Origin of the sequence: Microbacterium sp. NPDC079356 (genome assembly GCF_049545465.1) — a bacterium.
GTDB lineage: Bacteria > Actinomycetota > Actinomycetes > Actinomycetales > Microbacteriaceae > Microbacterium > Microbacterium gawkjiense.
This window is the reverse complement of sequence record NZ_JBMWDN010000002.1, coordinates 774980-800689: the sequence shown is the minus strand read 5'-3', so window position 1 is coordinate 800689 and position 25710 is coordinate 774980. Positions and strand designations below refer to the sequence as shown.

The 25710-nt window shown below is 68.1% G+C and carries 23 protein-coding genes; 7 read left to right on the top strand and 16 right to left on the bottom strand.

Features of this window, described 5'->3' with window-relative positions; translation table 11 throughout:
• Positions 1 to 160: 160 nt before the first annotated feature.
• The gene (locus ACPEH0_RS08565; RefSeq protein ID WP_366213422.1) at positions 161 to 391 is read left to right on the top strand and encodes an integrase core domain-containing protein; all 231 of its coding nucleotides are present in this window, start codon (positions 161 to 163) and stop codon (positions 389 to 391) included.
• A 342-nt stretch (positions 392 to 733) separates the two neighbouring features.
• Here the strand turns inward: ACPEH0_RS08565 and ACPEH0_RS08560 are convergent, their stop codons facing one another.
• The 5 genes from ACPEH0_RS08560 to ACPEH0_RS08540 all read right to left on the bottom strand — a co-directional run bounded on the left by ACPEH0_RS08560 (position 734) and on the right by ACPEH0_RS08540 (position 5941).
• Complete coding sequence (locus ACPEH0_RS08560) at positions 734 to 2626, bottom strand: amylosucrase (protein WP_366213423.1); 1893 nt, start codon at positions 2624 to 2626, stop codon at positions 734 to 736.
• A 91-nt stretch (positions 2627 to 2717) separates the two neighbouring features.
• On the bottom strand, positions 2718 to 3413 hold the full coding sequence (locus tag ACPEH0_RS08555) for a hypothetical protein (RefSeq protein ID WP_366213424.1): 696 nt from the start codon (positions 3411 to 3413) through the stop codon (positions 2718 to 2720).
• Positions 3410 to 4306, bottom strand: a complete 897-nt coding sequence (locus tag ACPEH0_RS08550) for an ABC transporter ATP-binding protein (protein WP_064002871.1) — start codon at positions 4304 to 4306, stop codon at positions 3410 to 3412. Before ACPEH0_RS08550 ends, ACPEH0_RS08555 begins: the two co-directional genes overlap by 4 nt.
• On the bottom strand, positions 4303 to 4686 hold the full coding sequence (locus tag ACPEH0_RS08545) for a GntR family transcriptional regulator (protein WP_064002872.1): 384 nt from the start codon (positions 4684 to 4686) through the stop codon (positions 4303 to 4305). Before ACPEH0_RS08545 ends, ACPEH0_RS08550 begins: the two co-directional genes overlap by 4 nt.
• Positions 4687 to 4771: 85 nt before the next feature.
• Positions 4772 to 5941: a MalY/PatB family protein gene (locus tag ACPEH0_RS08540; protein WP_366213425.1), complete on the bottom strand. Its 1170-nt coding sequence runs from the start codon at positions 5939 to 5941 to the stop codon at positions 4772 to 4774.
• 364 nt (positions 5942 to 6305) lie between these two features.
• On the opposite strand from ACPEH0_RS08540, the gene ACPEH0_RS08535 reads away from it, so the two are divergent.
• From ACPEH0_RS08535 to ACPEH0_RS08525, 3 genes are all read left to right on the top strand, one after another.
• Positions 6306 to 7604, top strand: a complete 1299-nt coding sequence (locus tag ACPEH0_RS08535; RefSeq protein ID WP_366213426.1) for a quaternary amine ABC transporter ATP-binding protein — start codon at positions 6306 to 6308, stop codon at positions 7602 to 7604.
• The gene (locus ACPEH0_RS08530) at positions 7604 to 8584 is read left to right on the top strand and encodes an ABC transporter permease (protein WP_366213427.1); all 981 of its coding nucleotides are present in this window, start codon (positions 7604 to 7606) and stop codon (positions 8582 to 8584) included. Before ACPEH0_RS08535 ends, ACPEH0_RS08530 begins: the two co-directional genes overlap by 1 nt.
• A gap of 88 nt (positions 8585 to 8672) precedes the next feature.
• Positions 8673 to 9587 carry a glycine betaine ABC transporter substrate-binding protein gene (locus tag ACPEH0_RS08525; protein WP_253035073.1) on the top strand — a complete coding sequence of 305 codons (915 nt, stop codon included), beginning with the start codon at positions 8673 to 8675 and terminating at the stop codon, positions 9585 to 9587.
• A 12-nt stretch (positions 9588 to 9599) separates the two neighbouring features.
• Here the strand turns inward: ACPEH0_RS08525 and ACPEH0_RS08520 are convergent, their stop codons facing one another.
• The 6 genes from ACPEH0_RS08520 to ACPEH0_RS08495 form a co-directional block, all read right to left on the bottom strand.
• Positions 9600 to 10352, bottom strand: a complete 753-nt coding sequence (locus ACPEH0_RS08520; RefSeq protein ID WP_366213428.1) for a hypothetical protein — start codon at positions 10350 to 10352, stop codon at positions 9600 to 9602.
• A 10-nt stretch (positions 10353 to 10362) separates the two neighbouring features.
• On the bottom strand, positions 10363 to 11226 hold the full coding sequence (locus ACPEH0_RS08515; protein WP_217529016.1) for a hypothetical protein: 864 nt from the start codon (positions 11224 to 11226) through the stop codon (positions 10363 to 10365).
• A gap of 45 nt (positions 11227 to 11271) precedes the next feature.
• Positions 11272 to 12003 carry a YqjF family protein gene (locus tag ACPEH0_RS08510; RefSeq protein ID WP_217529018.1) on the bottom strand — a complete coding sequence of 244 codons (732 nt, stop codon included), beginning with the start codon at positions 12001 to 12003 and terminating at the stop codon, positions 11272 to 11274.
• An 8-nt stretch (positions 12004 to 12011) separates the two neighbouring features.
• A complete protein-coding gene (locus tag ACPEH0_RS08505) occupies positions 12012 to 12146 on the bottom strand; it encodes a hypothetical protein (RefSeq protein ID WP_308210393.1) in 135 nt (44 codons plus the stop codon).
• Positions 12143 to 14464, bottom strand: a complete 2322-nt coding sequence (gene purL, locus ACPEH0_RS08500; protein ID WP_366213429.1) for a phosphoribosylformylglycinamidine synthase subunit PurL — start codon at positions 14462 to 14464, stop codon at positions 12143 to 12145. The genes ACPEH0_RS08505 and purL overlap by 4 nt, the downstream gene beginning before the upstream one ends.
• A 165-nt stretch (positions 14465 to 14629) precedes the next feature.
• A complete protein-coding gene (locus ACPEH0_RS08495) occupies positions 14630 to 14866 on the bottom strand; it encodes a hypothetical protein (RefSeq protein ID WP_366213430.1) in 237 nt (78 codons plus the stop codon).
• Positions 14867 to 14963: 97 nt separating this feature from the next.
• Between ACPEH0_RS08495 and ACPEH0_RS08490 the strand changes: the two genes are divergently transcribed.
• Positions 14964 to 15302 (top strand): TraR/DksA family transcriptional regulator, encoded by a 339-nt coding sequence (locus tag ACPEH0_RS08490; protein WP_363379397.1) that lies wholly within the window; start codon positions 14964 to 14966, stop codon positions 15300 to 15302.
• 203 nt (positions 15303 to 15505) lie between these two features.
• Here ACPEH0_RS08490 and ACPEH0_RS08485 read toward each other — a convergent pair whose 3' ends face one another.
• Both ACPEH0_RS08485 and ACPEH0_RS08480 read right to left on the bottom strand, forming a co-directional pair.
• Positions 15506 to 16903 carry an HNH endonuclease signature motif containing protein gene (locus tag ACPEH0_RS08485; protein ID WP_366213431.1) on the bottom strand — a complete coding sequence of 466 codons (1398 nt, stop codon included), beginning with the start codon at positions 16901 to 16903 and terminating at the stop codon, positions 15506 to 15508.
• A gap of 287 nt (positions 16904 to 17190) precedes the next feature.
• Complete coding sequence (locus tag ACPEH0_RS08480) at positions 17191 to 17778, bottom strand: hypothetical protein (protein ID WP_366213432.1); 588 nt, start codon at positions 17776 to 17778, stop codon at positions 17191 to 17193.
• Between the two features lie 115 nt (positions 17779 to 17893).
• On the opposite strand from ACPEH0_RS08480, the gene ACPEH0_RS08475 reads away from it, so the two are divergent.
• On the top strand, positions 17894 to 19216 hold the full coding sequence (locus ACPEH0_RS08475) for a phospholipase D family protein (protein ID WP_366213433.1): 1323 nt from the start codon (positions 17894 to 17896) through the stop codon (positions 19214 to 19216).
• Between the two features lie 195 nt (positions 19217 to 19411).
• Here the strand turns inward: ACPEH0_RS08475 and ACPEH0_RS08470 are convergent, their stop codons facing one another.
• The 3 genes from ACPEH0_RS08470 to ACPEH0_RS08460 form a co-directional block, all read right to left on the bottom strand.
• On the bottom strand, positions 19412 to 21031 hold the full coding sequence (locus tag ACPEH0_RS08470; RefSeq protein ID WP_366213435.1) for a hypothetical protein: 1620 nt from the start codon (positions 21029 to 21031) through the stop codon (positions 19412 to 19414).
• A gap of 568 nt (positions 21032 to 21599) precedes the next feature.
• Positions 21600 to 24164 (bottom strand): DEAD/DEAH box helicase, encoded by a 2565-nt coding sequence (locus tag ACPEH0_RS08465; RefSeq protein ID WP_366213436.1) that lies wholly within the window; start codon positions 24162 to 24164, stop codon positions 21600 to 21602.
• A 3-nt stretch (positions 24165 to 24167) separates the two neighbouring features.
• On the bottom strand, positions 24168 to 25043 hold the full coding sequence (locus ACPEH0_RS08460; RefSeq protein ID WP_366213437.1) for a DNA methyltransferase: 876 nt from the start codon (positions 25041 to 25043) through the stop codon (positions 24168 to 24170).
• 313 nt (positions 25044 to 25356) lie between these two features.
• On the opposite strand from ACPEH0_RS08460, the gene ACPEH0_RS08455 reads away from it, so the two are divergent.
• Positions 25357 to 25698 carry an ArsR/SmtB family transcription factor gene (locus tag ACPEH0_RS08455; protein WP_311860790.1) on the top strand — a complete coding sequence of 114 codons (342 nt, stop codon included), beginning with the start codon at positions 25357 to 25359 and terminating at the stop codon, positions 25696 to 25698.
• Positions 25699 to 25710: the final 12 nt, after the last annotated feature.

Below are 25710 nucleotides of genomic sequence, written 5' to 3'. Positions count from 1 at the left end.
CCGCGAGGTCTACTTCCTCCTCAACCCCGGCATCGAACACATCACCCCGAACACGAAACCGAGGAGAATCGCCGCTTGACTCTTAGGAGAGCATCCGCGGAGCCCAATACACCAGCTGGCTGTTCGGCCACCGGCTCCGGCAAGCCGGCTGCTCGGATCGATGGGCAGAGTCGCGTCGTCCGTGGACAACGCGCTCATCGAGAGCTTTTGGTCCACAATGCAGCGCGAGCTTCTGGACCGCACGACCTGGGACTCCAAGACCCAGCTCGCGTCGGCGATGTTCGAGTGGATCGAGGGCTTTTACAACCCGCACCGCCGGCACACCAGCCTCGGAGACCTCAGCCCCGCCGATTACGAAGCCCTTCACACCACCACCGAAATCGCGGCATGATCAACACACAAGAACCGTCCGGGAAACGGGGTCAGGATCCCCCGGAAGAAGGTTGGGCGCGGTCGAAACGCGAGTCTCCCTGCGCGTCTACCTGTGATCTTCTGGAGGTCGGCGTTCGCTCTACACTTGCGCAACTTTCGTGGCGCAGGGCGTGCGATTGAACGCCACGGAGGCCATCATTCGCAAGGAGCAACTATCGCGACTTCCCGGACGCCCGATAGCTGAACCCGCGGCTGCGCCGCCGGCGTTCACGGATGCAATGGGTCCGAGGCGACACGCCGGTGGATGAATGGATGCCGCGGCGCGCCGCGCGGCATCCGTGGCATCCCGTGACAGCAGGCGTCAGACCGGCCGCACCCGCAGCCAGCGGAACCCGTGCGCCGGCAGCTCGAGCCCGCCCGACAGGTCGACGCCCTCGCCGGTGACGACGTCGGTCGCGTCGGTTCGGAACCCCGAGAGCGTCTCGGCGTCGACGACGACCGCGTCATCGCCGACGTTCGCGAGCACGAGCACGACGCCCCCGCCGATGCGCTGGAAGCCGACGACCGACGGATGCGGCGTGTGGAACGGCGTCAGCGGGATGTCCGCGAACTCCGGCGTCCGCCGCCGCGCCTCGATCAGCGCCGTCAGCCGGGCGTGGATGCGGCCCGCCACTGTCGACGGGTCGCGCCGCGCGGCGAACGCGGCCGGGTCGGCCGCCGGTCGGTGCACCCAGCGGCTGTCGCCCGCGTGGGCCGGGTCGTCGCGGTAGGTGTAGTCGTTGAGCTGACCCAGCTCGTCACCGAGGTAGAGCAGGGGGATGCCGCCGGTCGACAGCGCGAGCGCATGCGCGAGGATGACGCGGTCCTCGCCGCCGGGGTCGCCCGCCTCGACGCCGGCGAGCGACGCCGTCGTCCCCGTCACCCGGGCGTCGCCGGTCTTCGGGTTCTCCTGGAAGGGCACCCCGCGCGAAAACGTGCTGGGGAAGCGGCCCACGTAGAAGTCGTTGAGGAACCGGCGGTGGGAGTAGCCGTCGATGCCGAGGGTCGCGGCATCCTCGTCGGCGAAGGTCCAGCCGATGTCGTCGTGACTGCGGACGTAGTTCACCCACGCAGTGCCGGCGGGCAGGGCGTGACGCTCGTCGAGCGCCTTCTGCAGGAGGCGTCCGTCGCGGGTCGCAAGAGCCTCCCACCCGAGCGCCATCTGCAGTGGGTTGTACGAGAGCTGGCACTCGTCGGTCGAGATGTAGGTGATGACCTCGTCGGGGTGCACGATCGCCTCGGACTTGAAGAGCACCGACGGAGCGCCCAGCGACAGCACCTGGTTGAAGGCGCGCAGCAGCAGGTGCGCCTCGGGCAGCGACTCGCACGTCGTGCCGAGCCGCTTCCAGATGAAGGCGACGGCATCCATCCGCAGCACCTCGACGCCCTGGTTCGCGAGGAACAGCATCTCGCCGGCCATCGCGCGGAACACCGCCGGGTTCGCATAGTTGAGGTCCCACTGGAAGTGGTAGAACGTCGCCCAGATCCAGCGGCCGTCATCCAGCTGCACGAACGCGCCCGGGTGGTCGTCGGGGAAGATCTCGCGGACGGTCTCCTCGTACCGGTCGGGCATCGTCCGGTCGGGGAAGATCAGGTAGAAGTCCTCGTACCCCGGCTCACCCGCGACCGCCTTCTGCGCCCACTCGTGCTCGTTGCTCGTGTGATTGAAGATGAAGTCGACGACGAGCGAGATCCCGGCCTCGCGCAGGTCGGCGGCGAGCTCGGCGAGGTCGTCCATCGTGCCGAGCTTCTCGTCGACGGCGCGGTAGCTCGACACCGCGTACCCGCCGTCGTTGTTGCCTTCGGGCGAGGCGAACAGCGGCATGAGGTGCAGATAGGTGAGCCCGAGTTCGCGGAAGTAGGGGATGCGATCCCGGATGCCGCGGAGCGACCCCGCGTACCGGTCGACGTAGCAGACGCCGCCCAGCATCCGCTCCGACAGGTACCACCCCGGGTCGGCCGTGCGCCGACGGTCGAGCGCCTTCAGGTCGTCGGGCCGGTCGCGCCAGCTCGCGGCGGCCGACGCGACGACGGCGGCCAGCGCCTCGCGGCCGTCCTCGCGCTCGCCGTAGAGCTGCCGGAACAGGTCGTGCAGCACGGGCAGGGACTCCTGCAGGCGGGCGTCGAACGCCGCATCCGGTCCGCCGAGTTCGGCCCTGACCGCAGCCCTCGCGGCCTCGAAGTCGGTCGTCGGATCGGGGCTCAGACGTGCCATGGTGCTCCCAGCGTCGGGTCGGTGTTCCGCATCGTAGCGCGGCCGGGGACCGCGAGTGCGATCCCCGGCCGCGCCGGTCACGAGGGCTCCGTCACGCGATGGCGCGTCGCAGCATCCCGTACGAGAGGGCGGCCAGCAGGGCGCCGACCAGCACCATCCCACCGGTCACCGCGATGGGCGTCAGCGAGCCGAAGAAGGCGAACAGATCACCCCACGCCCGCAGCTGCCCCACGAGCCACATCGCGCCGATGAGCACGAAGCCCAGCGAGACGAGCACGACCGTGAGGACGAGGTTGCCCCACCGCTTGTAGACGGTGGCCGCGCAGAACCCGACGACGAAGAACAGCATCGCGAGCCCGAAGAAGAACAGTCCCGCGACGACGGGGCCCTGCGACCAGACCCACGGCAGGTAGAACATGTAGCCGCCGAGGCCCCAGCCGTCCGTCGCCTGCTCGATGAGCCCGCCCACGATGAAGAGGGCGGCGAGCACGAACGACGTCAGGGCGGCGGTCAGCAGGGTGCCGAGGGAGAACTCGCGCCGGGTGACGCTCATGGCCTGCGAGAACGGGAACGTCAGGGTGAGGGCCTGCACGCCGACGACGCCGAAGTACCACAGCGGTGCCTGCGCGCCGCCGCCGAACATCTGCGCGTCGGCGCCGCTGCTCGAGATGAGCCCGAAGATCGCGAGACTGATGAGGAGCGTGCCGCCGAGGATGATCAACGGCACCCAGATGTAGGTGGCGCGGTTGACGAGCTGCATGCGCACGACGTTGAGGGTGCGGTTCATCGGAGTGCTCCTTCGTCGGTGGTGGCGGCGTTCTGGGTCTGCCGCACGATGAGCTGCTGCAGTGAGACGGGGGTGACGTCGAGGCCGGATGCCGCCAGTTCGGCGCGGTCCGCAGCGGTCAGCTCGCCGATCACCGTGGCGCTCGTGACGCGGCCGAGGGTCTCGCGGTGGATCACCTCGCGGCCGGCGACGAACGCCTCGACGGCCGCCGAATCGCCGACGACCGTGGCGGCCCGGCCGCGCACGGACTCGGTGTCCTCGTCCATCACGATCCGGCCGCCGTCGATCACGATGACCTTCTCGAGCAGGTTCGAGACCTCGTCGATCAGGTGGCTCGACAGGATGATGGTGCGCGGGTGCTCGGCGTAGTCCTCGAGCAGCCGGTCGTAGAAGATCTGGCGGGCGACGGCATCCAACCCCAGGTACGGCTCGTCGAAGAAGGTGACCTCGGCGCGGGCCGCGATGCCGATGATGACGCCGACGGCCGAGAGCTGACCGCGGGACAGCTTCTTGATGCGCGTCTTCACGGGCAGCCGGAACTCGCGGATGAGCTTGTCCGCGAGCGCCTGGTCCCAGTGCGGGTAGAACAGCCGCGCGATGCGGAACGCGTGCAGCGGCGTCGCGTCGTCGGGGTACTTCTGGCTCTCCCGCACGAAGCACATGCGGCTGAGCACGGCGGCGTTCTCGTAGGGCGACTCGCCGAACACGCGGACCTCGCCCGCGGTCGGGAAGTTCTGCGCCGTGAGGATCGACATGACGGTGGTCTTGCCGGCGCCGTTGCGGCCGAGCAGCCCGTAGATCGAGTCGCGCTCGATGGTGAACGAGATGTCGTCCACGGCGGTGGTGTCGCGGTAGCGCTTGGTGAGGTTCTTCACCTCGATGACGGCGGTCATCGTGCGGTTCCTTTCGTTCCGGATGCGGTGGCGCGCTCCGCCAGCAGGCGCGCGAGGTCGTCGGGGCCGAGGCCGAGCTTGCGGGCTTCGGCGATCAGCGGGTCGAGGTAGCGGTCGGCGAAGGCCGAGCGCCGCTCGGTGAGCAGGAGTTCGCGCGCACCGTCGGCGACGAACATGCCGATGCCGCGTCGCTTGACCAGCACACCCTTGTCCGTGAGCATCGTGATCCCCTTCGCCGCGGTGGCCGGGTTGATGCGATGGAAGGCGGCGAGCTCGTTCGTCGACGGCGCCTGGTCCTGTTCGGACAGGCTGCCGTCGATGATCGAGTCCTCGATGCTCTCCGCGATCTGCAGGAAGAGCGGGCGTCCTTCATCGACCATTCCGACTCCGCGTTGTTCGTTGGTTAGTTACATGAGTAGGTAACCATTGAACCGGAGGAGTGTCAAGAGGGCCGTGCGGCCGGAATCAGACGGAGCGGACCGCCTGCCCGAGGCGGCGGACGATCTGCTCGAGGATCGGCCTCGGCGTCGCGAAGATCAGGCGGGTGAAGCCCGTGCCGGCCACGCCGCACATCGACCCCTCGGTGAGGGTGACGCCGGCCTCGCGGGTGAAGAAGTCCGCGGGGCGGTCGCCGAGCCCGACGGCGCGGAAGTCGATCCAGCCGACGTACGTCCCCTCGGGTTTGGGCATCCAGGCGCCGGGGATCTCCTCGGCGAGCAGGTCGAGGAGGGTGTCGCGGTTCTGTTCGAGGTAGGGCACGAGGTCGGCGAGCCACGGGTCGCCCTCGCGGTAGGCCGTCGCGTTCGCGATGGCGCCGAGGTTGCTGGTGCCGTGACCGGCGAAGGGGCCGAGCTTCTCCCATGTCTCGCGGTCGGCGTCGCTCGTGAGCACGAGCTGCGCGCACTTGAGCCCCGGCAGGTTCCACGCCTTCGACGCGCTCATCGCCGTGATCGTGTGCTGCGCCGCGGCGGGGGAGACCGTCGCATAGGGGGTATGGGTGGCGCCGCCGTAGACGAGGGGCGCCCAGATCTCGTCCGAGAACACGCGACCGCCGTTGCGTTCGACGACCTCTGAGATCGCGACGAGCTCGTCCCGCGAGAACGCGCGCCCCACCGGGTTGTAGGGGTTGCAGAGTAGAAGGAGGCCACCGCCGTCGTCGAAGGCGCGCTGCAGCGCGTCGAGGTCGAACTCGTACCGACCGTCGCGGACGGCGAGCGGCACCTCGATGACCTCCCGCCCGCGCATCGGCGGCACGAAGAGGAACGGCATGTACGACGGCGTCGGCACGATGATCTTCGATCCGGCGGCGGAGCAGTGCTCCATCGCGAGCTCGAGACCCATGATGACGTCGGGGATCGGCTGCACGTCGGATGCCGCCACCTGCCACCCGTACCGACGCGCGACGAATTCGGCGGTCGCCGCCGAGAGATCCGCCGAGATCCCCCGCGGCATGTAGCCGAACGACCCGGCATCCACCGCGCGGTGCAGGGCGGCCGTGATCGTCGGGTCGATCCCGAAGTCCATCTCGGCGACGAACGCGCCGAGCGTCCCGTCATCCGCCGACCACTTGGTGGCCCCCGTCGAGCGCAACTGCTCGATCGTCGTGCCGTCGATCCGTCGTGCGAACTCGCTCATGGCGCTCCTCTTCTCGGGCTCTCCTGATTCTGGCGGATCCCGACGCCGTGTCGTCGCCCCGGCGCGCGCGTGATACCGACCGTCGGCGACTCATGCAACCCGATGGATCGATTTGATCCCGGTCAACGATCTTCGTTACCGTCGAAGAAGGGCCTCGCGCCCTCGACGACCAGTCCGCGCCCCTTCGAACCGACATCCTGAGGTGTCGACGACGAGCGGGCGTATGGTCGGCGGTCTGGATGACGAGCCCGATGTTCGTCGTCGGAGCGCTGCACTCGAGTGACGTTTTCGCTCGTGCGGATGCCGGTGACCGCCACCCGGGCGCTACCTATGCGGACGCGTGCGCGCCCGCCGAGGGAAGCACGTGACAACTGCCGCTGTCGAAGCGAAGAATCTGTTCAAAGTCTTCGGACGCAATCCCGCCCAGGCCGTCAAGCGCCTGCAGGCGGGAGAACGCCGGGACGCCGTCCGCGATGCGGGTACCGCCGCCGTGATCGACGCGAGCTTCCGCGTCGAGAAGGGCGAGATCTTCGTGATCATGGGCCTGTCGGGGTCGGGTAAGTCCACCATCATCCGCATGCTCAACGGCCTGCACGACGCGACCGGCGGGGAGGTGCTGGTCCACGGCGAGCCGATCACCGGCATCCCGGCCGCGAAGCTGCGCGGCATCCGTCGTGAGCGCATCGCGATGGTGTTCCAGCACTTCGCCCTGCTGCCGCACCGCACCGTCGCCGCCAACGTGGCCTACCCGCTCGAACTGCAGGGCGCCCCCAAAGCCGAGCGCCTCGCGAAGGCCGAGGAGATCCTCGCGCTCGTCGGCCTCGAGGGCTGGGGCGACAAGCTGCCCTCGGCGCTGTCGGGCGGCATGCAGCAGCGCGTCGGCATCGCCCGCGCGCTCGCCGCCGACACCGACATCCTGCTGATGGATGAGGCGTTCAGCGCGCTCGACCCGCTCATCCGCCGCGAGATGCAGGAGCAGCTGCTCGAACTGCAGCAGACCCTGCAGAAGACGATCATCTTCATCACGCACGACCTGAACGAAGCGATGTTCCTCGGTGACCGGATCGCGGTCATGCGCGACGGGCGCATCGTGCAGATCGGCACCCCCGAGGACATCCTCACCGACCCCGCCAACGACTACGTCGAGCAGTTCGTGCAGGACGTCGACCGTGCGCGCGTGCTCACGGCGGCGAACGTCATGGAGCGTCCCGGCTCGGTCTCGGTGACCGTGGCCGCCGGTCCCCGCACGGCGCTGCGCACCATGCGCGACGCGCGCATGGCCGCCGTCTACGTGACCGACCGCAGCCGCAAGCTCCTCGGCATGATCACCGACCGCGACGCGCTCAAGCTCGTCCGCCGCGGCGAGACGACCATCTCGTCGCTGCTGCGCGCCGTGCCGCAGGCCGTCGGCCGCGACGACGTCCTCATGGACCTGTTCGTCCCCGCCGCCGAGTCGCCGCTGCCGCTGGCGGTGACGGATGCCGAGGGTCGCCTCGTCGGCGTCATCCCGCGCATCACGCTGCTCACCGCGCTCGGCCCCTCGACGACCGAGACCACCGAGATCCCCGTCATCCTCGACCCGGTCCCGGGCGCCGAGATCGACGCAGCCCTCGCAGGTGCCGCCGGCGAAGGCCCCGCATCCGACGCGGAGGTGGTGCGCTGATGGATGGTTTCCGCATCCCCGTCGGCGAATGGGCCGACGCCGCCGTCGACTGGATCCGCGACACGCTCGGATGGCTGCTCTCGTTCATCTCGACGGTGGTCGGCTGGCTGGTCGACACGCTCGCCGACGGGCTGCTCGCGCTGCCCATCGTCGTCGCGATCGTGCTGTTCGCCGCACTCGCCTGGCTGCTGCGCTCGTGGCGTTTCGCGATCGGCACCGTGATCGGCTTCGTGCTGATCCTGGGCGTCGGTCAGTGGGTGACCGCGATGCAGACCCTCGCTCTCGTGCTCATCGCGGCGCTCATCGCCGTCGCCATCGCGGTGCCCGTCGGCATCGCGGCGGCGCGCAGCGACGCGTTCAGCGCCGCCATCCGCCCGGTGCTCGATCTCATGCAGAGCATGCCGGCGTTCGTCTACCTGATCCCGGCGATCGTCTTCTTCAGCATCGGCGTGGTACCCGGCGTGATCGCGACCGTGATCTTCGCGCTGCCCCCGGGCGTGCGACTCACCGAGCTCGGCATCCGCGGAGTGGACAACGAGACCGTCGAGGCCGGCCACGCCTTCGGTGCGACGCCCGGCCAGATCCTGCGCGGCGTACAGCTGCCGCTAGCGATGCCCAGCATCATGGCGGGCGTCAACCAGCTCATCATGCTCGCCCTGTCGATGGCGGTCATCGCCGGCATCGCCGGCGCCGACGGTCTCGGCAAGGAGATCGTCCAGGCGATGTCGACAGTCAACATCGCGAAGGGCGTCGAGGCCGGCCTCAGCGTCGTGATCCTCGCGGTGTACCTCGACCGCCTGACCGGCGCGCTCGGCGATCTGAAGAACCAGCGCGGGTCGCTGCTCGGAGCGATGGCGCGGCGCCGCCGCGGATCGGGCGGCGACGGTGCTCCTCGCGGCGACGCCGAGGACGCGGCAGCCGAGGCGGAGCGCGAGACGGCGTCGCCGCGACGCGCGGCCATCGCCACCGGCGGCCTCTGACCACCCAACGTGCGGCCCCGGCCGCACCGTCCGGTTGCACCCGGACCTGCACGATACGGAACCAGCAATCACATACGGAAGGCACTTCATGAACAAGCGACACCTGACCGGCATCCTCGCGATCGGCGCCACGGCATCCCTCGCGCTGGCCGGCTGCGCCAGCGGCAACCAGGCCGAGGGCGGTTCGAACGAGGGAGGTGACGAGAGCCTCGGCACGATCACGCTCGGCTACCTCCCGTCGTGGACCGACGGCCTCAGCACCGCGTACCTGCTCGAGGATCAGCTCGAGAAGATCGGCTACACGGTCGAGATGCAGGAGCTCACCGAGGCGGGCCCGCTGTACGCCGGCCTCGCGCAGGGCGACGTCGACATCTACCCGTCGGCCTGGCCCGAGCTGACCCACAAGTCCTACATGGACGAGTACGGCGACCAGATCGAGGACCTCGGCTCGTACTACGACGGTGCCAAGCTCACCATCGCTGTGCCCGAGTACGTCGACATCGACTCGATCGAGGACCTCGAGGCGAACGCCGACCGCTTCGGTGGCAAGATCTACGGCATCGAGCCCGGTGCGGGTCTGACGAAGCAGACGCAGGAGTCGATGATCCCCGCGTACGGTCTCGACGACAGCTACCAGCTCGTGACCTCGTCCACCGCGGCGATGCTGACCGAGCTCGACAGCGCGATCGCTGCCGAGCGCGACATCGTCGTGACCTCGTGGCGGCCGTTCTGGGCCAACGATCGGTACGGCCTGAAGGACCTCGAAGACCCGAAGGGTGCAATGGGAGAGGCCGAGGCGCTGCACTTCCTCGGCACGGACGGCTTCGCCGAGGAGTACCCCGAGGCGGCGGAGCTCATCAAGGGGATCACCCTCGACGACGAGCAGTACGCCTCGCTCGAGGACATGGTCGTGAACGAGTACGGCGAGGGCAAGGAGGCCGAGGCGATCGACGCGTGGCTCGAGGAGAACCCCGACGCCTACGGCACGATCGTCACCGACTGACCGTCGGCGACGTCAGGGGGATCCGGCTGCGGCCGGGTCCCCTTCGTCGTGCGGACGCTGCGTCAGCGGCTGGGCGACCTTCTTCTCCAGCACCTCGACCGCCTCGTCCGACAGGGCGATGAGCCCGTCGATCTCCTCGCGCACGCGCTGGTAGGCGAGGTGGCGCTCGGCGGGGGTGGCGGCTTCGTCGGTCGCGACGGCGAGCATGCGGGATGCCGTCGCGAGGCGCTTGCGCTCGGCGTCGGTCAATCCGGAGTCGCGCACCCGACGGGCCTCGCGCTCGGCGAGGTCGAAGGCGACCTCGAAGTCGGTGACGGCCTTGCGGTACTCGCGCACCTGGTCGGCGGACGGCTTCGACCCGTCGGCCGGTCGCGCGCGGTCGGCGACCTTCTTGGCGCGCAGGAACCCGGCGGTGAGCGGGTCGCGGCCGTCGCTCATCGACGGGAACGCGATGAGCTTGGCGACGTCGAGCTCGTAGTCCAGCCAGCGATGCGTGACCTCGTCGTGCACGGCGCGCAGGTCGTCGAGCTGATCGGCGAGGGACTGCGACGGCGCCTCGACCTCGGCTGCGGAGGCCGAGCCGATGCCGCGCTTGACGGCGGCACGGGCGGCGGTGAGCTCGGCTTTCGCCTTCATGATCTCGAGGCGCTGCTTGTGCCGACGCTTCGAGGCGGACGCCCACGAGCCGCTGGCGGCCGAGGCGAGTCCGAAGAGCGGGAACACGAGCCACCAGTAGTTGCCGGCGAAGGCCCAGAATCCGTCCACCCGCTACACCTTACGTGCGGGGACGATCGTCACGACCGCCGCGGCGCGACCGGTAGGCGTCGAGAGCGGATGCCGCGCCCTCCGCCGCGCGCGTGATGCCGTCGACCGAGCGGGCGATCGCCTCACCGGCGATGACCGTCCACACGGGCGCGGCGGGTGCGTCGGTCGGGGCGTCGTCGGGGCGGTGCCCGGCGCGGCGCCACGCCTCCTGCTCGGCGGCGGCGAAGGCACGGCCCACCTCGTCGACGGCGGACCGGTAGGCGGTGAACTGCTCGGGGGTGAGCTTCGCGGTGGGGGATGCCGGGCGCAGCTCGCGGGCGGCGCCCTCGAGGCGCAGGAACTCGGCCGTCGCGGGGACCCGCACGTCGCTCATCGCGGGGAAGGCGAGGCGGCGGGCGGCATCCGTCTCGTATTCCATCCAGCGCGCGGCGATCGCGTCGTGGGCGGCCATGAGGCGCGCGAGGGGGAGGTGCTTCGGATCGGTGCCGCGGGCGGGGATGGCGGCGCGCTCGGCGCTCACGCGGGCGCGGGCGACGCGGATGGTCGCGGTCGCCGCGGCCTTCGCGCGCTGGGCGGTCTCGAGCGCGCGGCGCGCGGCGCGGACGTCGTCGGGGCGGGCGCGGCCGGCGGCACGCTCGGCTTCGGCGCGGACGAGCTCGGCCTGCGCGACGCGCGCTGCGGCGCGGGCGCCGACCGCCTCGGAGCGCGCCTGCTGCAGTTCGCGCTGCGCGGCGGTGAGGCCGAGGCGCCGCGCGCGGGTGGTGCGCCCGCGTCGCACGCTGAGGACGCTGACCGCGCCGGCGCCGACCGCGGCGGGCGCGACCCACCAGAACTCCGCCACCGCGGCCCCGATCGCGACGACCCAGAGCTGCATGCCGCCATGCTAGCCGCGACCGGTGGGCGCGCTCCCAGGTCGCGCTCAGCGCACGCGGCGTGCGCCCGAGAACCGGGTGACCACCCCGGGGTGCCGGGCCGGCATCGCGAGCACCGAGTCGGGTGCGCGGTCCGCGAGGCCGGGGAAGCCGGCATCCGCCAGCAGACCGTCGTCGAGACGGTCGACCGTCGCGCGGACGAGCGGCCACGGCTCGTGCTCGTTCGCGGCCCAGATCGTCCGGCCGAGGTGCCGTTCGTGGAAGCCCCAGCGCGCCGTGAGGAACCGGCTCAGCTCGTCGTCGACGGCCTCGGTCCCGGGGGTGACGCGGATGCGGGTGCGCACCCGATCCCCGAAGCCCGGATGCCGCCGCGACGCGTACTCGATCGCGTCGCCGTCCGTGCGCGTCGCCGCCTTCGCCCAGCGGTAGGGGAGCCCGAACACGGCGCGCGCGCCGAGGACCGGCAGGAGGTGTTCGGCCTCGAGCGTCTGGAAGACGACGCCGCGGCGACCGTCGGCATCCCGCGCGTACGTCCGGACGTTGATCTCGACGAACCGGCCCACGAACGGGACCGGGGGCAGCGGCAGGAACCGGAACTCGCTGAGGACGAACGGGATGAGGCCCACCCACGCCGACCCGTCGAACACGTCGGGTTCGGTGCCCGGCGGCAGCAGTGGCGCGACCTGCGACGGGTCGACGCGCCAGTGCAGGAAGCACGCCCCGCTCCAGCGCTGCTGCAGCACCGCACGGCCGGGAAGGGCGGGAGCGGTGGCGTCCATGACCCGGGTCAGCCGAACAGGAGCGTGAGCACGGTCGCGCCGCCGCCCACGAGCACCATCGAGATGATCACGGTCCACGCGATCACCTTCGTGCGGGCGCGCCTGCGCCCGACGAAATCGGCGTACTCCGGGTCGTCGCTCACGCGGGGACCTCGTCGACGATCGGGCCGAAGGCGGCGGGCAGCGTCGCCTTCGCGACGCGTCGCAGCTCGGGCACCGGGATCGAGAAGACATCCTGGATCTCGAGCGACGACTGCTCGCCCTCGGGGGCCGAGTCGGTGACGCCGATGCGCAGCACAGGGTAACCGCGACCCTCGCACAGGCCGCGGAACTTCACGTCCTCCTCGCGCGGGACCGAGACGATGACGCGGCCGGTCGACTCGCTGAAGAGGGCGGTCGCGGCATCCACTCCGTCGCGCTCCATGATCTCGCGCAGCCAGACGCGGGCTCCGACGCCGAACCGGGTCGTCGCCTCGGCGAGGGCCTGCGCCAGGCCGCCGGCCGAGAGGTCGTGCGCGCTCGAGACGAGCATCTCGTCGCGCGCCGCCTGCAGCAGGCCCGAGAGCGTCTTCTCGCCGGCGAGGTCGACCTTCGGCGGACGACCGCCGAGGTGACCGTGGACGGTGTCGGCCCAGGCCGAGCCGTCGAGCTCGGTGGAGGTCGTGCCGAGCAGATAGATGTTCTCCCCGGCATCCTGCCAGCCGCTCGGGATGCGGCGGGCGACGTCGTCGATGATGCCCAGCACGCCGACCACGGGGGTCGGGAAGATGGGCTGGTCGCCGGTCTGGTTGTAGAAGCTGACGTTGCCGCCCGTGACCGGGACGCCGAGCTCGAAGCAGGCGTCGGCGAGACCGTCGACGGCCTGCCCGAACTGCCACATGACCTCAGGATTCTCGGGGCTGCCGAAGTTGAGGCAGTCGGTGACCGCGGTGGGCTGGGCGCCCGTGACGGCGACGTTGCGGTACGCCTCGGCGAGGGCGAGCTGCGCACCCGCGTACGGGTCGAGCTGGCAGTAGCGGCCGTTGCAGTCGGTGGCGATGGCGAAGCCGAGGCCGGACTCCTCGTCGACGCGGATCATGCCGGCGTCGTCGGGGAAGCTGAGGGCCGTGTTGCCCATGACGTAGTAGTCGTACTGGTTGGTGACCCACGACGTGTCGGCGAGGTTGGGGCTGCCGAGCAGCTGCAGGAACTGCGTGCGGAGGACCTCGGGGTCGTCGCTGCGCTCGAGCGCGGCGGCCGAGTCGTCGTGCAGCGCGTCGATCCACGTCGGGTAGGCGACCGGGCGCTCGTAGACGGGGCCGTCGACCGCGACGGTCGAGGGGTCGACGTCGACGATCTGCTCGCCGTGCCAGAAGATCTGCAGGCGGCCGTCACCGGTGACCTCGCCGAGGACGCTCGTCTCGACATCCCACTTCTGCACGACCGCGAGGAACGCGTCGAGCTTCTCGGGAGCGACGATCGCCATCATGCGCTCCTGGCTCTCGCTCATGAGGATCTCCTCGGGCGTGAGCGACGGGTCGCGCAGCAGCACCTTCTCGAGGTCGACCTTCATGCCCGATCCGCCGTTGGCGGCGAGCTCGCTCGTGGCGCACGAGATGCCCGCGGCGCCGAGGTCCTGAATGGCTTCGACGAGCTCGCCCTGGTACAGCTCGAGGCAGCACTCGATGAGCACCTTCTCGGCGAACGGGTCGCCGACCTGCACGGCGGGACGCTTGGTGGGGCCGCCGTCGGCGAACGTGTCGGATGCCAGGATCGACGCGCCGCCGATGCCGTCGCCGCCCGTGCGGGCGCCGAAGAGGACGACCTTGTTGCCGGCGCCGGTGGCGTTGGCGAGCTTGATGTCCTCGTGGCGGAGGACGCCGACCGCGAGCGCGTTGACGAGCGGGTTGCCCTGGTAGACCTTGTCGAAGACGGTCTCGCCGCCGATGTTGGGCAGGCCGAGGCAGTTGGCGTAGAAGCTGATGCCGCTGACGACGCCGTGCACGACGCGGGCGGTGTCGGGGTCGTCGATGTCGCCGAAGCGCAGCTGGTCCATGACGGCGACGGGGCGCGCGCCCATCGAGATGATGTCGCGGACGATGCCGCCGACGCCCGTCGCGGCGCCCTGGAACGGCTCGATGTAGCTCGGGTGGTTGTGGGACTCGACCTTGAAGGTGACGGCCCAGCCCTCGCCGACGTCCACGACGCCGGCGTTCTGGCCCATGCCGACCATGAGCCGTTCCTTCATCTCGTCCGAGACCTTCTGACCGAAGCGGCGCAGGTAGATCTTGGAGGACTTGTAGGAGCAGTGCTCGCTCCACATGACGGAGTACATCGCCAGCTCGCCCGAGGTGGGGCGGCGGCCGAGGATCTCGCGGATCTTGTCGTACTCGTCAGGCTTGAGGCCGAGCGCCGCGTACGGCTGCTCCTTCTCCGGCGTGGCGACGGCGTTCTGGACAGTGTCTGCGACGGGGGTGCTCACGCGGCTGGGCTCCAAGACTCGGGATGCCGGGGGACGCCCCCATCCTATCGGCGGGGCACCCGCATCCCGTCGTGTACGGGTCGGGCCCGTAGCGATACGCTGACGCCGTCAGCTCGGCGCACTCCTTGCTCACGGCAGCGCCGAGGGCAGCGGGGCGGAGTCGTCCTAGACCTCGGCGCCGGGCTCGTCCGTCTCGCTCGGGTCGGAGTCGATGACGCCGATGCCGACGGCGTGGTGGCTGGGTTCCTCGTCCTGCTGCGGCGGTGCCTTCGGCTCTTCGCCGGGCTCCTTGGCGACGCTGGGCTCCTCGAGCTCGTCGGTGTCGGGCATCTCCTCGGGGTCGGCGTGCTCGGTGCCTTCCTGATCGGTGCCTTCCTGATCGGTGCCTTCGTTGTCGGCCATGGCGGCTCCTTCCGTTGGTCTTACTGTGCGGGTGGGATGCCGCGGTCGCGACGGTCTTGACGGCCCTCGTGTCGGTGGGTAGGCCTACGCTGACCGGATGGATCCGATCGAGCGGCTGCGGGAACGTGAGCGTGAGTTGCGCGCGCAGCTCGCCCGGCTCGATGCGGATGATGCGGCGCTGCGGGTCGACCGGTCGGACGCGACGGCGGATGACGAGCACGACCCCGAGGGCTCGACGCTGTCGGGTGAGTGGCAGCGTGTCGACGCCTTGCGGGCCTCGACGCGGGACGAGTTGACGCAGGTGGCGACGGCGTTGGCGCGGGTGGATGCCGGGACCTACGGCGTCTGCGAACGGTGCGGACGACCGATCCCCGAGGCGCGACTCGAGGTGCGCCCGCAGGCGACGATGTGCGTCGCGTGCGCGTCGATCGGCTGACGGCAGCCGCCTTCGTTGGTCGGCGCTTCGCGGCGTTCGGGGAACGCACGGTAGGGCGCGGTCTTCGTCGTCGGGCGGAAGGCGGCCGGTTTCCCGCACGCCGCACGGGCATGCGCGTCTCGCGGGGCGTCGCGCGTGCGCCGGACTGACCGCGATGCGTCGGTGTGGATGCTGCCGCGGCAACACGACGCGCGCCGTGGGCGTCAGAAGGGTGCAGGTTCCGCTGGTGTGGTCGGCGGGGGTGGTGGTGCGGCAGGGGTGAAGGCGACGGCCGGGGTGGGGGCGTCTTCTCTGTAGGTCCTGCCGAGGGGTGAGGTCCATTCCAGGACGCCACCCTTCAGTTGTCGCACCCTCCACGCGGTGAACTGCTTCATCGAGTGATGCCGTTGGCACAGGTGCGCCAGGTTGGTGAGTTCGGTTCGTCCGCCGAGCGCGTGATCGTGCGTGTGATCCACTTCGCAGCGGATCGCCGCGAAGCGGCATCCGGGGAATCGGCAGTGCTGATCACGGGCTTGCAGGAAACGGCGCATGCCGGAGGGGACGCGGTACGAGTCGGTCGCGACGGTGACGCCGGTGGTGGGGTCGTGGAACAGGCGCTCCCAGATGTGGGTGCCGCCGGCGAGCGTCCGTGCGGTGGCGGGGTTGATCGGGGAACGTCCGGCGAGGTCGCACGGCCCATCGTCCTCGCCGGTGAGTGTCGCTGCGGGCACGAGGACCTGCACGCGTGCCCGGATTGCGCCGAGGGGTCCGGCGGTGGTGTCGCGGGTGTCATCGAGCGCGGGTGTCCCGGCGAGGAGCAGGTCGGCGAACACGTCTGCGCGGACCTGGTCGGTGGACCGCTGGTCGGTCGCAACGATCGCGGCGGCATCGTCGCTGTCGCTGTCGCGCTGCGGGGCTGCGGCCCCGAACGCGACACCAGCCCCGCCGTACGCGGCGGCCCGTTCGTCGCGGGTGTCGATAATCGCCCGCGCCTGCTGCGTGAGCCGGTCGTGGATCCCCTCCGCGATCACCGTCGGCACGGTCGCGACCACATCGCTCATCCCATCCCGCCCCGGGACGATCCGCACGCACCTGCCAGCGGCGGCTTCCTCGTGCCTTTCCGCGAATGAGCGAGGGTGCATCCGGTGCGCGAGGATCTCCAACTCTCCTCGTACCCGGTTGGGAGTGTCCCGTTCGCACCGGCTGATCGCCACCTGTTCGAACTCCGGCCACATCTCCGCGGGCAGGCTCGTCCCGGTCTCAAGGATCGCGATCGCGTGTCCGCGCACGATCCGACCCTGCTCCCATGCCTCGACCGTTGCGGGGAAACCCTCGATCAACGTCCGCGCTTCGCCGATTCGGCGTTGCACGGTCCGGTCGGTGACGCGCATCACCCCGCCGACCTCGGCCGCGATCGACCGCAACGCCATGTCGTGGACCTGCACGCGGGCGTTCCGTTGCGCGGTCTGCACCTCCGCCAAACGCCCCGCCGCGGCCAGCACGCGGAGCTCGTCGATCTGCGCGGCGGCAAGCCGCCGAGCCACCGAGTCGACGTCCGCAACGATCCCCGCCAGGGTGGTGAGATAGTCCTCGCCACCGGGGGTTTCCGCCGCATCCGTCATACCTGCACTCTGCCACGGACCACCGACATCGATTCCTGACGGAACCACTCCCGGCAGGACGGATCCTCGCCCGGATGGCGATAATCCTCCGCCTCCGCCGCCGCCGCTGTCGGGAAAGCGGTGAGATGACACTAGATGTCACGCATAGGGGATGGATTTGGTCGATCCGAGGCGACTTTGTCGCGACACTTTCCGGCTGACGTCACGGTTGACGGCGAGATAGTTCGTATCGAGAGGCTGGTCCGCGACGTCAGGCCGTTGTTCCCACGCAACCCGGGGGACGGCCGTCAGTGACTTCGGTCTTCCAGCCGATCTTCTATCTTCGCAACGGGTGATGGATCGATTTCGCCGGATCGAATCCACCCGATGAGTCTGCCGTGAATCTCGATCGTGATCGCCCGGTAGGCCCGCTCGATGGGGCTACTGTCGCGTGCGGCACGATACTCGGCCTGGTCCTCATACTCGTAGTCGCGGGGGCTCTCTTGCTCCTCCCAGGCCGCCGCGATCCATGCCTCGTGGAGCATGCCCCCCGCTTCACCGAGCCACCTCATCAGAGGCTGAACCGAGACGTCCGTCTCTGCGAATGCTCGAGCGAGGTCCGTATACACACCACTGTCTCGGACCTCGCGCTGGGCGCCTTCGAGGAACCTGAACGCCGCAGCGCCGACTAGGCTTCGATCGGCGCGTTCGCGGCGATCCGCTTCGCTCTTCGCATGAGCCAGCGTCACCCAAATGGCCGCGACCGCCACGAAGGTCGAGGCCAGGACGCCGAGCATGGGGACGCCGACATCGACCCACCACTCTCCGCTCCACCACGAGGCTGCGGGGTCAACTATCAGTACTGGCTGAGGCGTAGGGTCCGGCGCCGAAGTCACGGGCTGAGCGTACATCGGGTGAGCGAGTCGCATCCGGAGATCGTGACCCAAAAATAGGTCAAAGGATGTTGGGGCTCAGCCGTCGTTCCGTATCGCCTGTCGATAGCGTGTGGTCATGAGCTCCGTTGATCGGGTCTTCCTCGCGCGTGACACATACGGCGTGTGGAAACGTCGGGTTCGCAAAGCGGAAGACTCGATCCGCGTCTTCACCCCGTACTTCGACAAGCTCCTTGACCGCTTGCTCAGCAACGCATCGATCACGCCCGACCGCGTTTCCGTGGTGACGGATCTCTCCCCAGGCAGCGGGACACTGAGCTACCGGCGGCAACTCATTGGTGCCCGCGCACTTCTTGAGCACGGCGTCGAGATCCGCTCACTACCGCGACTACACGCGAAGGTGCTCCTGTGTGACGGCAGGATCGCGACCGTCGGCTCGCAGAATTACACCACCTACGCCCGCGGCAGCAAGGAGACCACGATCGCAGATCGGACGGATGTGAGTGAATCCGTGTTCGTCGAGACCCTCGACGCATGGTTTGCATCCGCGACGCCGGTTACGCCCGAGTTCATCGAGACTCTGCTCAACCATCTCGAGTCGCCGATGGAGGAGTTCGAGCAGGCGCACCATTTGCTGGCCCAGGCCTTCCAGGAGGAGTGGAGCGTCTACCTTGACGATCGGGCGGCGGAGCTTCGCGCAGTGGAGGCTGCGGAGGCACTGCGCGCGTTGCCGGCAAAGCTGGCCGCAGCAGTCAGGAACGCAACAGAGAGACAGGCACGCGACACCGTTTGGGCTCACCTCAAGGACTCAGGCGGTTGGAACGGGTTCAGGACTTTCAGCGCCTGGCGCGACGGCACGTTCACGGAATGGATCGGGCGAAGCTCGAGTGGACGAAGAGCACGGATCGAACTCGAGCGGCTTCGACTGCATCCGGTGATCCTTTCTTCGTCTGGGCGAATGGGCTTCGCGAGGGTCGCGACCCAACAGATCTCGTACGTCAGATACTCCATCGAGTGGAACCGTCCGATCGAGATCAATGGTCGTCGCTATGACATGTTTGTTCGCCTCCCCGAGACTGACCCCTCCCGATCGAACATGGAGATCACCTTGAGCCTCGCAGGGCGGCCGCAGTATGCGAAGCTCGTGCTTCACGTTCTCTTCAACGGCACGGACGCCAAGCTCATTAGCTGGCTGATTGAGAGCGCGTCAGCACAGGGTTCGCTCGTCGCGAACCAACGCGGATTCCTCGAATCGCTTGCGTCAGACCTCGACGACCCGGAACTGATGGGCGACGTCGTCGCATTCACGTTCCGACCGTTCAAGTACAAGTACCTCGGCATTGAGGATCACAACGCGGCGACTTTCTTCCCCTCCGGCTGGGTCAGTACGACGGTGATCGACTTTCGAGACACGCACGTACTGATTGCGACACCGCAGTAGTGCGTCGGCTCTGCAATGCGCCGTGCCGGGGACCGAGATCACTCCACCGAACACGTCAGCAAGCGAAGCACGCAAGAGTGGCGACATGCTCATCCCGGCCCAACGCGCTGCGAGAGCCGCACACCTCAGCATCCCCAAGCGTGAATGCTGAGCTGACCGTCGTCGTGAGCACGAGTGCTGTCCGGAACAGCGGATCTAGTGGTAGGTTTTCACGCCGACATGTTGGATCACGAGGCGTCCCTTCTTCGCCTCCAACGCGAAGTGAATCCGCCCGCACTCGTTGAATTTGACCGCGTCTCGGACCTTCACGTGGGGCGTGGCGTTGAGCGTCTCATCCTCGAACTCGAACTCGTTGAGCCAGCGCATCTCCTTCCGCTTCCATTTCGTGATGGTCTGATCGGTGAGCGCGACGGTGAGCCCGAATTGTTCCTTCAGCCAGTCGTCGAGGAGTGGGATGCTCTTCTCCTCGCCGTCGTAGAGAGCGACGGCAGCCCGTGCAAGTGCAACTAGCTTCTCCGTCATGTCTGCGGGTTCGGGGTAGTCGATGTCAGCCCACGACTTCCGAGCGCGGTCCGTGAAGACAATGTGCTCGGAAGCCGCGTCCGTGATCGCGAGGAAAGTAGCCTCTGGGTCCGCTCGCGGAACGAGCTCCGGGATTTCAGACCACGCATCCTGTGGCGCCGGCGCGTCCACAGATTTGCCAGCGGAGAGATCGCGATACGAGGTCTGCCACATCTCCGCTTCCTCCCGCGCTTGGTTGCGCTCCGACTCAAGCTGACGGGCCAGGCGGGCACTCGTTTCGGCTTGTTGCAGGGCGTCCTCCCCGATGGCCTCCAGCTCCGCCTTCGCTTCTTCAAGCGCCTCGACTTGCTGCTGCAACGCCGAGATCTCGCCGTCCTTGTCTCCGCCTTCGCGCGCTCGAGACGCCTGCTCGGACAACTCGGCCAGGCGGGCGTTCTCGGCCAGCGACCGGACGCGCCGCCATGCTGCGTCCTCGCCGTTGCCGAGGGCAGCCAGCGCGCCAAGGCGCTGGGCAAGAACCCGGCGGATCTCCTCGACGCCAAGACCGCCCAGCCTTTCCGCGGAGAGAGTGAGTGGTGGAGCCCCTAGTCCTGGCCACGCGATCGCAAGTCCACCGAATGGCACTCGCACCTCGGGGTGTGCTTCCGCGATGACGCGTGAGGTCTCAAAGTTGAGCGTTACGGTGCGGACGAGGCCCAACAGCTTCCGCGACAGCTCCCTCGCGAGATCCCATGTGTCAGTGGAGCGAACGTGGATGAGGGCAAGCGGCAGGCGGTCCTCGCCCGTGAGGATGTCGGCGACCGCGCTGGCCTCCGCAGCTGTCTTCACAGGGATGTAGCGGCCATTCACGAGCTGACCGCTGGCCCTGAGGGTCAAGGCTTCATCCTGGTCAAGCAAACGGAGGATTCCGGGCTGGTAGATGTCGGTTGCTCCGACGGGGATGAGTCGCTGATTTGTGGTCTCTCGCCCGATGCCTACCCTGAACCGGACGATTCCATCGATGCTGGTGACGGTCACTCGTGTCGAGAGCTCCAAGTCGGTGCCAACGGCCTGAGACACGACCAACTTGAGCGCTCGAGTCCCGCCCGTCTCGAGAACCTCCCAGTCGCCATGTCGGGCGTAGCTGCCGTTAGGTGTCCGCGCGGGCGAGAGTTCGCGCGCCCCGTTGGAAGCGAAGTCGGATGGCGTGAGCAGTCCCTGGGGTCCGCTCAGCCAATCAGCGACGTGCGCGACAATGCGTTCGAAGGCAGCATCCCCCTCGACCGAGAGTTCGACGACGTACATCAGTTGCATTGGCGATGCCTTCCTCGATGCCTACCGCTCATCTTGCCCGCTCCGACCGACGCAAAGCGTCGTCCGGGCGCGGGTGCCGTTGAAGTCTTGACTGTCATGATCGATCGCGCCGAGCCGACGGGCTTCTGCGAATCGAGAGTGGGTGGAGTCGTGCGAGCCAGTGTCGGTGGCCTCGGGCATCATTGCGGACAGACTCGTCATGCATGGCCTGGGGGAGGTCTGAGTGAGCAGTATCGTCGCGGAACACAGTCGCGTGATCGCGGCCTTCGGTGAGCCGACTCTGTCTCTGCTGCGGGGGAATCTCGCACCGGCGAACGTCGCGATTCTTCGCTCCGGATTCCCGCAGGATTCGAAGACCCAGCCGACTGCCCGTCTGCACCAGAGGGACTGCCGCACGACGCCGACAGCTTCCTAGACTTCTACGACGCGCGACGCGATCTGCTCATTGCGCGAATCAAGGACAAGCTGCAGACGCAGGTTCGCGCGGCGCCGACGTTCGAGTCGCGGCGCTCGACTGACATCGACGCAGAGCTTGGAGAGGGTGACCTCGACGATTGAGGGGCTGCGTTCAGTACGCGATCCCGTGCGACCGGAAGATGGCCTCAACGCTCTCGCCGGCATCGAGGGCAGCGCGGACGGTGCTGCGCGTCGCGGCGTCATGAACGGATAGCAGGAGCGTCTTCCCCTCGATCTGCGTGATAGGCCAGATCGCGCGGTACTCGTCAGCGTGGTCATCGGCATAGTCGAGATAACCCCGCAGCTTGTCGGCCGAGTCCCCGAAGTGAATGCCGTGCGGATCGATGATCGTCGGTTGGATGCCGCCGCCGACCTCGTGGAACGTCACGAAATCGGGGAAGAGCCGGGCCCAGGACCCCGTTCCGCTGTCACGGTAGGGGATGCAGAGCGCACGGTCGCCGCCAGTCGGGTTGCGATACCAAGCCACGAGGGTGGGTTCCTCGAGTTCGGCTGTGAGCACCTTCCGCTCGAGCCCATCGGTCGCAGAGGGCTTCTTCCAGTAGCGCCCGTCGCCGTCCTGATAGAGGTGCTTCGGCCAACGGTTCACCTCATCGTCACGGATGTTGGCGCGGAGTTGCGTGTCTGACGAGTCGGGCTCCATCCGGATCGAGATCGCATCCTCGATCGTTCCATCGATGATGATGCCGGGGCGCCGTGCCGGCTCCTTCGCTTCCGCCTGGATCCGTGCATAACGTGACCGATCAGCCTCAGGCAGAAGGGAGATCGCCTTCGCATGCTGCTTGAACCAATCAGCAACGAGCGATGCCGCCGCGGTCTCGACATTGCCCACGACGTGTTCGGTGAGCGCGAGAGCTGCGACCGTGATCTTCGCTTCGATCGGGTCCTCGTCGGGATCCTTATCGACGAGGTAGGCCCAATACGCCTCGGCCGTGCCGTCCTTGAGCGCGCGGCTCGCGCGCTTGAAGACATCGTCGATGTTCTTGGCGTCGAGGCGGGTGCCGGTCACGAGTCGCTCGCCGTCGATGACCGACCCATCGATCGACGTCAGCAGCTCGAACACCGACGCGCTTGACACCGCCTCTCGCTTTGGCTCCAGTTCGTCGGATGCGTCGAGCTTCCCTCGTTCATCGTCGAGCTTGCCATTGAGGAATGCTCGAGCGTGGGCGGCAGCATTCGGCCGGACCCCATCGTTCTCGAGAAGTGTCGCCAGCGCATGGAGGCGCCGCACATCCGGTGCGGATGACTGAGAGGGAACCACATAGGTCGGCAGCTCGGCGAGCACCTTCAACGCCGCCTCCATCCCGCTGGGCGCGTGATAGTCGAGGGTCAGGCGCACGACCTCTGCGGTCGCGCCCGCCTCCCCTCCGGCGAACTGGCCAACGACCTGCATGACCGTCTTTCGGTCGAACCGCGGGAGGTACGCTTGGACACGGTTCAGCGACTCATCTGACGCGATCCGCCTGGCGAGCGGCTGACGAACGATCCGGCCGATCAACTGGGCGATAGGCGTGTAGTCGACCGACGCGCGAAGCGAGACGAGCACCTCCGCGCGAGGACAGTCCCAACCGGTCGTGATCGCATTCTTCGCCAGCACGACTCGCACGTGAGTTGCATCCTGGATGTCCTGCGGCGGCATGTAGCGCACCGCCCGATGCGGTCCGAGGTCGATTGGGGCACGTTCGGCGAAGGTGTGCACGATGTTCGACGCGACGAGCCCGGGCCACTCCTGGGTGATGGCATCGATCACTGCTCGCACGAGTTCGAGGAACTCGCCATCGTCGGAACGCTGATCGGGGAGCTGGACGACGAGCGCCGGCTTCACCGCGGCTCCCCCCTGCTGCTCTGCGTAGGATGCCCAACGTTGCTCGAACTCGAGTGTTTTCTGCACCGCCAGACGAACGAATGTCGTGTCCGCGGTGACCTCTCCCTGCACGGCTGCCGGCGCGAGCACGATTCGGTCCTTGACGAGCCCGGAGTCGCGCACTTTCTCGATCGGGACGATGTAGTTCTTCCGGAACCGGTTTTGCTGCTCAAGTGCCTTGTTCAGCCTCTGTGCAGTGGCCGAGATCCCGACGAACACGGGGATCGGGACCTCGCCGTTGATGATCTTGTTCACGACGGTCGGAGAGCCGCCCGGCTTCTCCGTCACTCCGTAATGCGCCTCATCGACGACCACCAGGAAGCGGCTCCCGCGCAATCGCACGGTGTTGGCGATGGTCTCCCAGATCGTGTGTCGCTGATTGTCGGACCGTTTCGTGATGCGCGCAGACGCCGAGGCGGCCTGTGTGTTGAGGAAGTAGAGGGCGCCTGCCTCGAAGTACTCCTCGTCAAACGAGGCGCCCTGCCCGATAAGGCGAATGTCGCTGATCTTCTCGCTGGCCTCCTGCATTTTGCGCGCCGTCTGGGCGTTGAGGCTCGGATCGTTCGTCACCCACAGGATGGTGGTTCCCTCGATGGGATCCGTGAAGTCAGACCCGAAGATCAGCTGCTCAATGACCGACGTGGCGATCACAGTCTTCCCGGCTCCCGTTGCCGCCTCCAACACGACCGCGCCGAGCAACTCCGAGTCGTTGTCGTAGCGCGCTTGCGCCTTCTTGATCTCCGTGATGAGCGCCTCTGATGCGGTGCGCTGAAAGTCGAGGAGTTGGAACTTCACGCCTCAGCCCTTCCCATTGATCTCGAAGGAGCGCAAGTAGTCGGCATACAGCCTCGTCGTCTCGAGCCGCAGATCGGGCGGCAGGTAGGCCACGGCTTCCTGAAACTCACTCTCCGAGTCCGTAACCACGAACACGTGCCGCAGGTCGCGATCATGCACCGCAATCAGTTCAACGAACGCCCGCGCGTGGGCAGGTGCGAACAACACTCCGTAGACCGCACCGCTCGGGAGCGCCCAGAGCGCGTCTCCCCTTCGCCGCACAACCGGTCCGAACCCGCCAGCCTTCAGCCACAACAGGGGTGCTACCGCGTCGAACCGGCGCCCGAGCGCAACGAGGTTCTCGTCCTCGTACGTGAGCTTGAAGAACGCGACGTTCTCGTCGTATCCGTCTGAGAAGACTGAGCCGTCGGCTCGGACGCCCGACACAACAGTCTCGATGCGAGGTCGGGTGACCTTGGCCGAGACGCCCTGCGCCTCCCACTCGGGGTCACCGGGGTGGTGGCCGCCTGCTCGCAGACCAGCGGCGGCCTTCGAGGAGAGTTCATTGTTCGTGACGGCAATTGCCTGCCGCCGGCCGCCATCCTGCGCATTCAGACGCATGACGGCTTCTACGGTCGAACCCGTGCCGGCGAAGAAGTCGAGCACCACAGCCTCGGTCGATCGCTGGGTGGTGATGGAGATCCACCGCGCGAGAACGTCTACATCCTTCGGAAAAGGGAACTCCTTCGAGCCGAGCACGGAGCTCAAGTGCTGACTTGCTGAGCGCCGATCTTTGTAGAAGCTCGGCATCACGCTCCGCATCGACATATCGCGGAGCGGTGTTTTCAGTCGAGGGCGCACTCCGAACAACACGCGGTTTGTGGCGATCATCTCGTCCATCAACTCGCGCTTGAAGCGCCACCCGTTCTCTGGGGGCTCGTAGACGACGCCCGTCGCAGGATCCGTGATCGAGTAGCGAAGGTTGGGCCTTGGCCACCTCTTCGGCGATCTGCGCCCGTAGGTGGGGATCGGGGATTCGCTCGATGAGGTTGTCGACGTGGGCCACGAGTTACACCGTACCGGCGCCACTGGTGTGAGCCTGGAGAGCTACCGCAGCGTCAGGTCAGGCGCGCGCTGCGGAAGGAGATCGTCAAAGCGGTTCCCGACAGCCGACCCTTGACGCGCGGCATCCGCTGCCCTAACGTACAACCAAATGGTTGCACAAACGGAGCTCAGCGATGATCGGATCGACCGCGTCTTCCACGCGCTCGCGACCGCGACGCGGCGCGACATCCTGCGCCGCACTCTCGAGCGCGAGCAGTCCATCTCCGCACTCGCGGCCGACTACGACATGTCGTTCGCGGCGGTCCAGAAGCACATCGCGGTGCTCGAGGCGGCCGAGCTGGTCGTCAAGCGCGCGGAAGGCCGCGAGCGACTCGTCCGAGCGGACCCCGCGATGATCGCCCGCGCCCGCGCGCTCCTCGCGCAGTACGAAGACCTCTGGCGCGCACGCATCGACCGCCTCGATGCGTTGCTCGCCGAACCCGAGAACTGACCGACCGTCCAC

What these genes read in the sequence shown, in the direction of transcription:
- ACPEH0_RS08565 (WP_366213422.1), top strand. Translation starts at nt 161, where the DNA reads ATGGGCAGAGTCGCGTCGTCCGTGGACAACGCGCTCATCGAGAGCTTT.
- ACPEH0_RS08560 (WP_366213423.1), bottom strand. Translation starts at nt 2,626, where the DNA reads ATGGCACGTCTGAGCCCCGATCCGACGACCGACTTCGAGGCCGCGAGG.
- ACPEH0_RS08555 (WP_366213424.1), bottom strand. Translation starts at nt 3,413, where the DNA reads ATGAACCGCACCCTCAACGTCGTGCGCATGCAGCTCGTCAACCGCGCC.
- ACPEH0_RS08550 (WP_064002871.1), bottom strand. Translation starts at nt 4,306, where the DNA reads ATGACCGCCGTCATCGAGGTGAAGAACCTCACCAAGCGCTACCGCGAC.
- ACPEH0_RS08545 (WP_064002872.1), bottom strand. Translation starts at nt 4,686, where the DNA reads ATGGTCGATGAAGGACGCCCGCTCTTCCTGCAGATCGCGGAGAGCATC.
- ACPEH0_RS08540 (WP_366213425.1), bottom strand. Translation starts at nt 5,941, where the DNA reads ATGAGCGAGTTCGCACGACGGATCGACGGCACGACGATCGAGCAGTTG.
- ACPEH0_RS08530 (WP_366213427.1), top strand. Translation starts at nt 7,604, where the DNA reads ATGGATGGTTTCCGCATCCCCGTCGGCGAATGGGCCGACGCCGCCGTC.
- ACPEH0_RS08525 (WP_253035073.1), top strand. Translation starts at nt 8,673, where the DNA reads ATGAACAAGCGACACCTGACCGGCATCCTCGCGATCGGCGCCACGGCA.
- ACPEH0_RS08515 (WP_217529016.1), bottom strand. Translation starts at nt 11,226, where the DNA reads ATGCAGCTCTGGGTCGTCGCGATCGGGGCCGCGGTGGCGGAGTTCTGG.
- ACPEH0_RS08510 (WP_217529018.1), bottom strand. Translation starts at nt 12,003, where the DNA reads ATGGACGCCACCGCTCCCGCCCTTCCCGGCCGTGCGGTGCTGCAGCAG.
- ACPEH0_RS08495 (WP_366213430.1), bottom strand. Translation starts at nt 14,866, where the DNA reads ATGGCCGACAACGAAGGCACCGATCAGGAAGGCACCGATCAGGAAGGC.
- ACPEH0_RS08490 (WP_363379397.1), top strand. Translation starts at nt 14,964, where the DNA reads ATGGATCCGATCGAGCGGCTGCGGGAACGTGAGCGTGAGTTGCGCGCG.
- ACPEH0_RS08485 (WP_366213431.1), bottom strand. Translation starts at nt 16,903, where the DNA reads ATGACGGATGCGGCGGAAACCCCCGGTGGCGAGGACTATCTCACCACC.
- ACPEH0_RS08475 (WP_366213433.1), top strand. Translation starts at nt 17,894, where the DNA reads ATGAGCTCCGTTGATCGGGTCTTCCTCGCGCGTGACACATACGGCGTG.
- ACPEH0_RS08470 (WP_366213435.1), bottom strand. Translation starts at nt 21,031, where the DNA reads ATGCAACTGATGTACGTCGTCGAACTCTCGGTCGAGGGGGATGCTGCC.
- ACPEH0_RS08460 (WP_366213437.1), bottom strand. Translation starts at nt 25,043, where the DNA reads ATGGACGAGATGATCGCCACAAACCGCGTGTTGTTCGGAGTGCGCCCT.
- ACPEH0_RS08455 (WP_311860790.1), top strand. Translation starts at nt 25,357, where the DNA reads ATGGTTGCACAAACGGAGCTCAGCGATGATCGGATCGACCGCGTCTTC.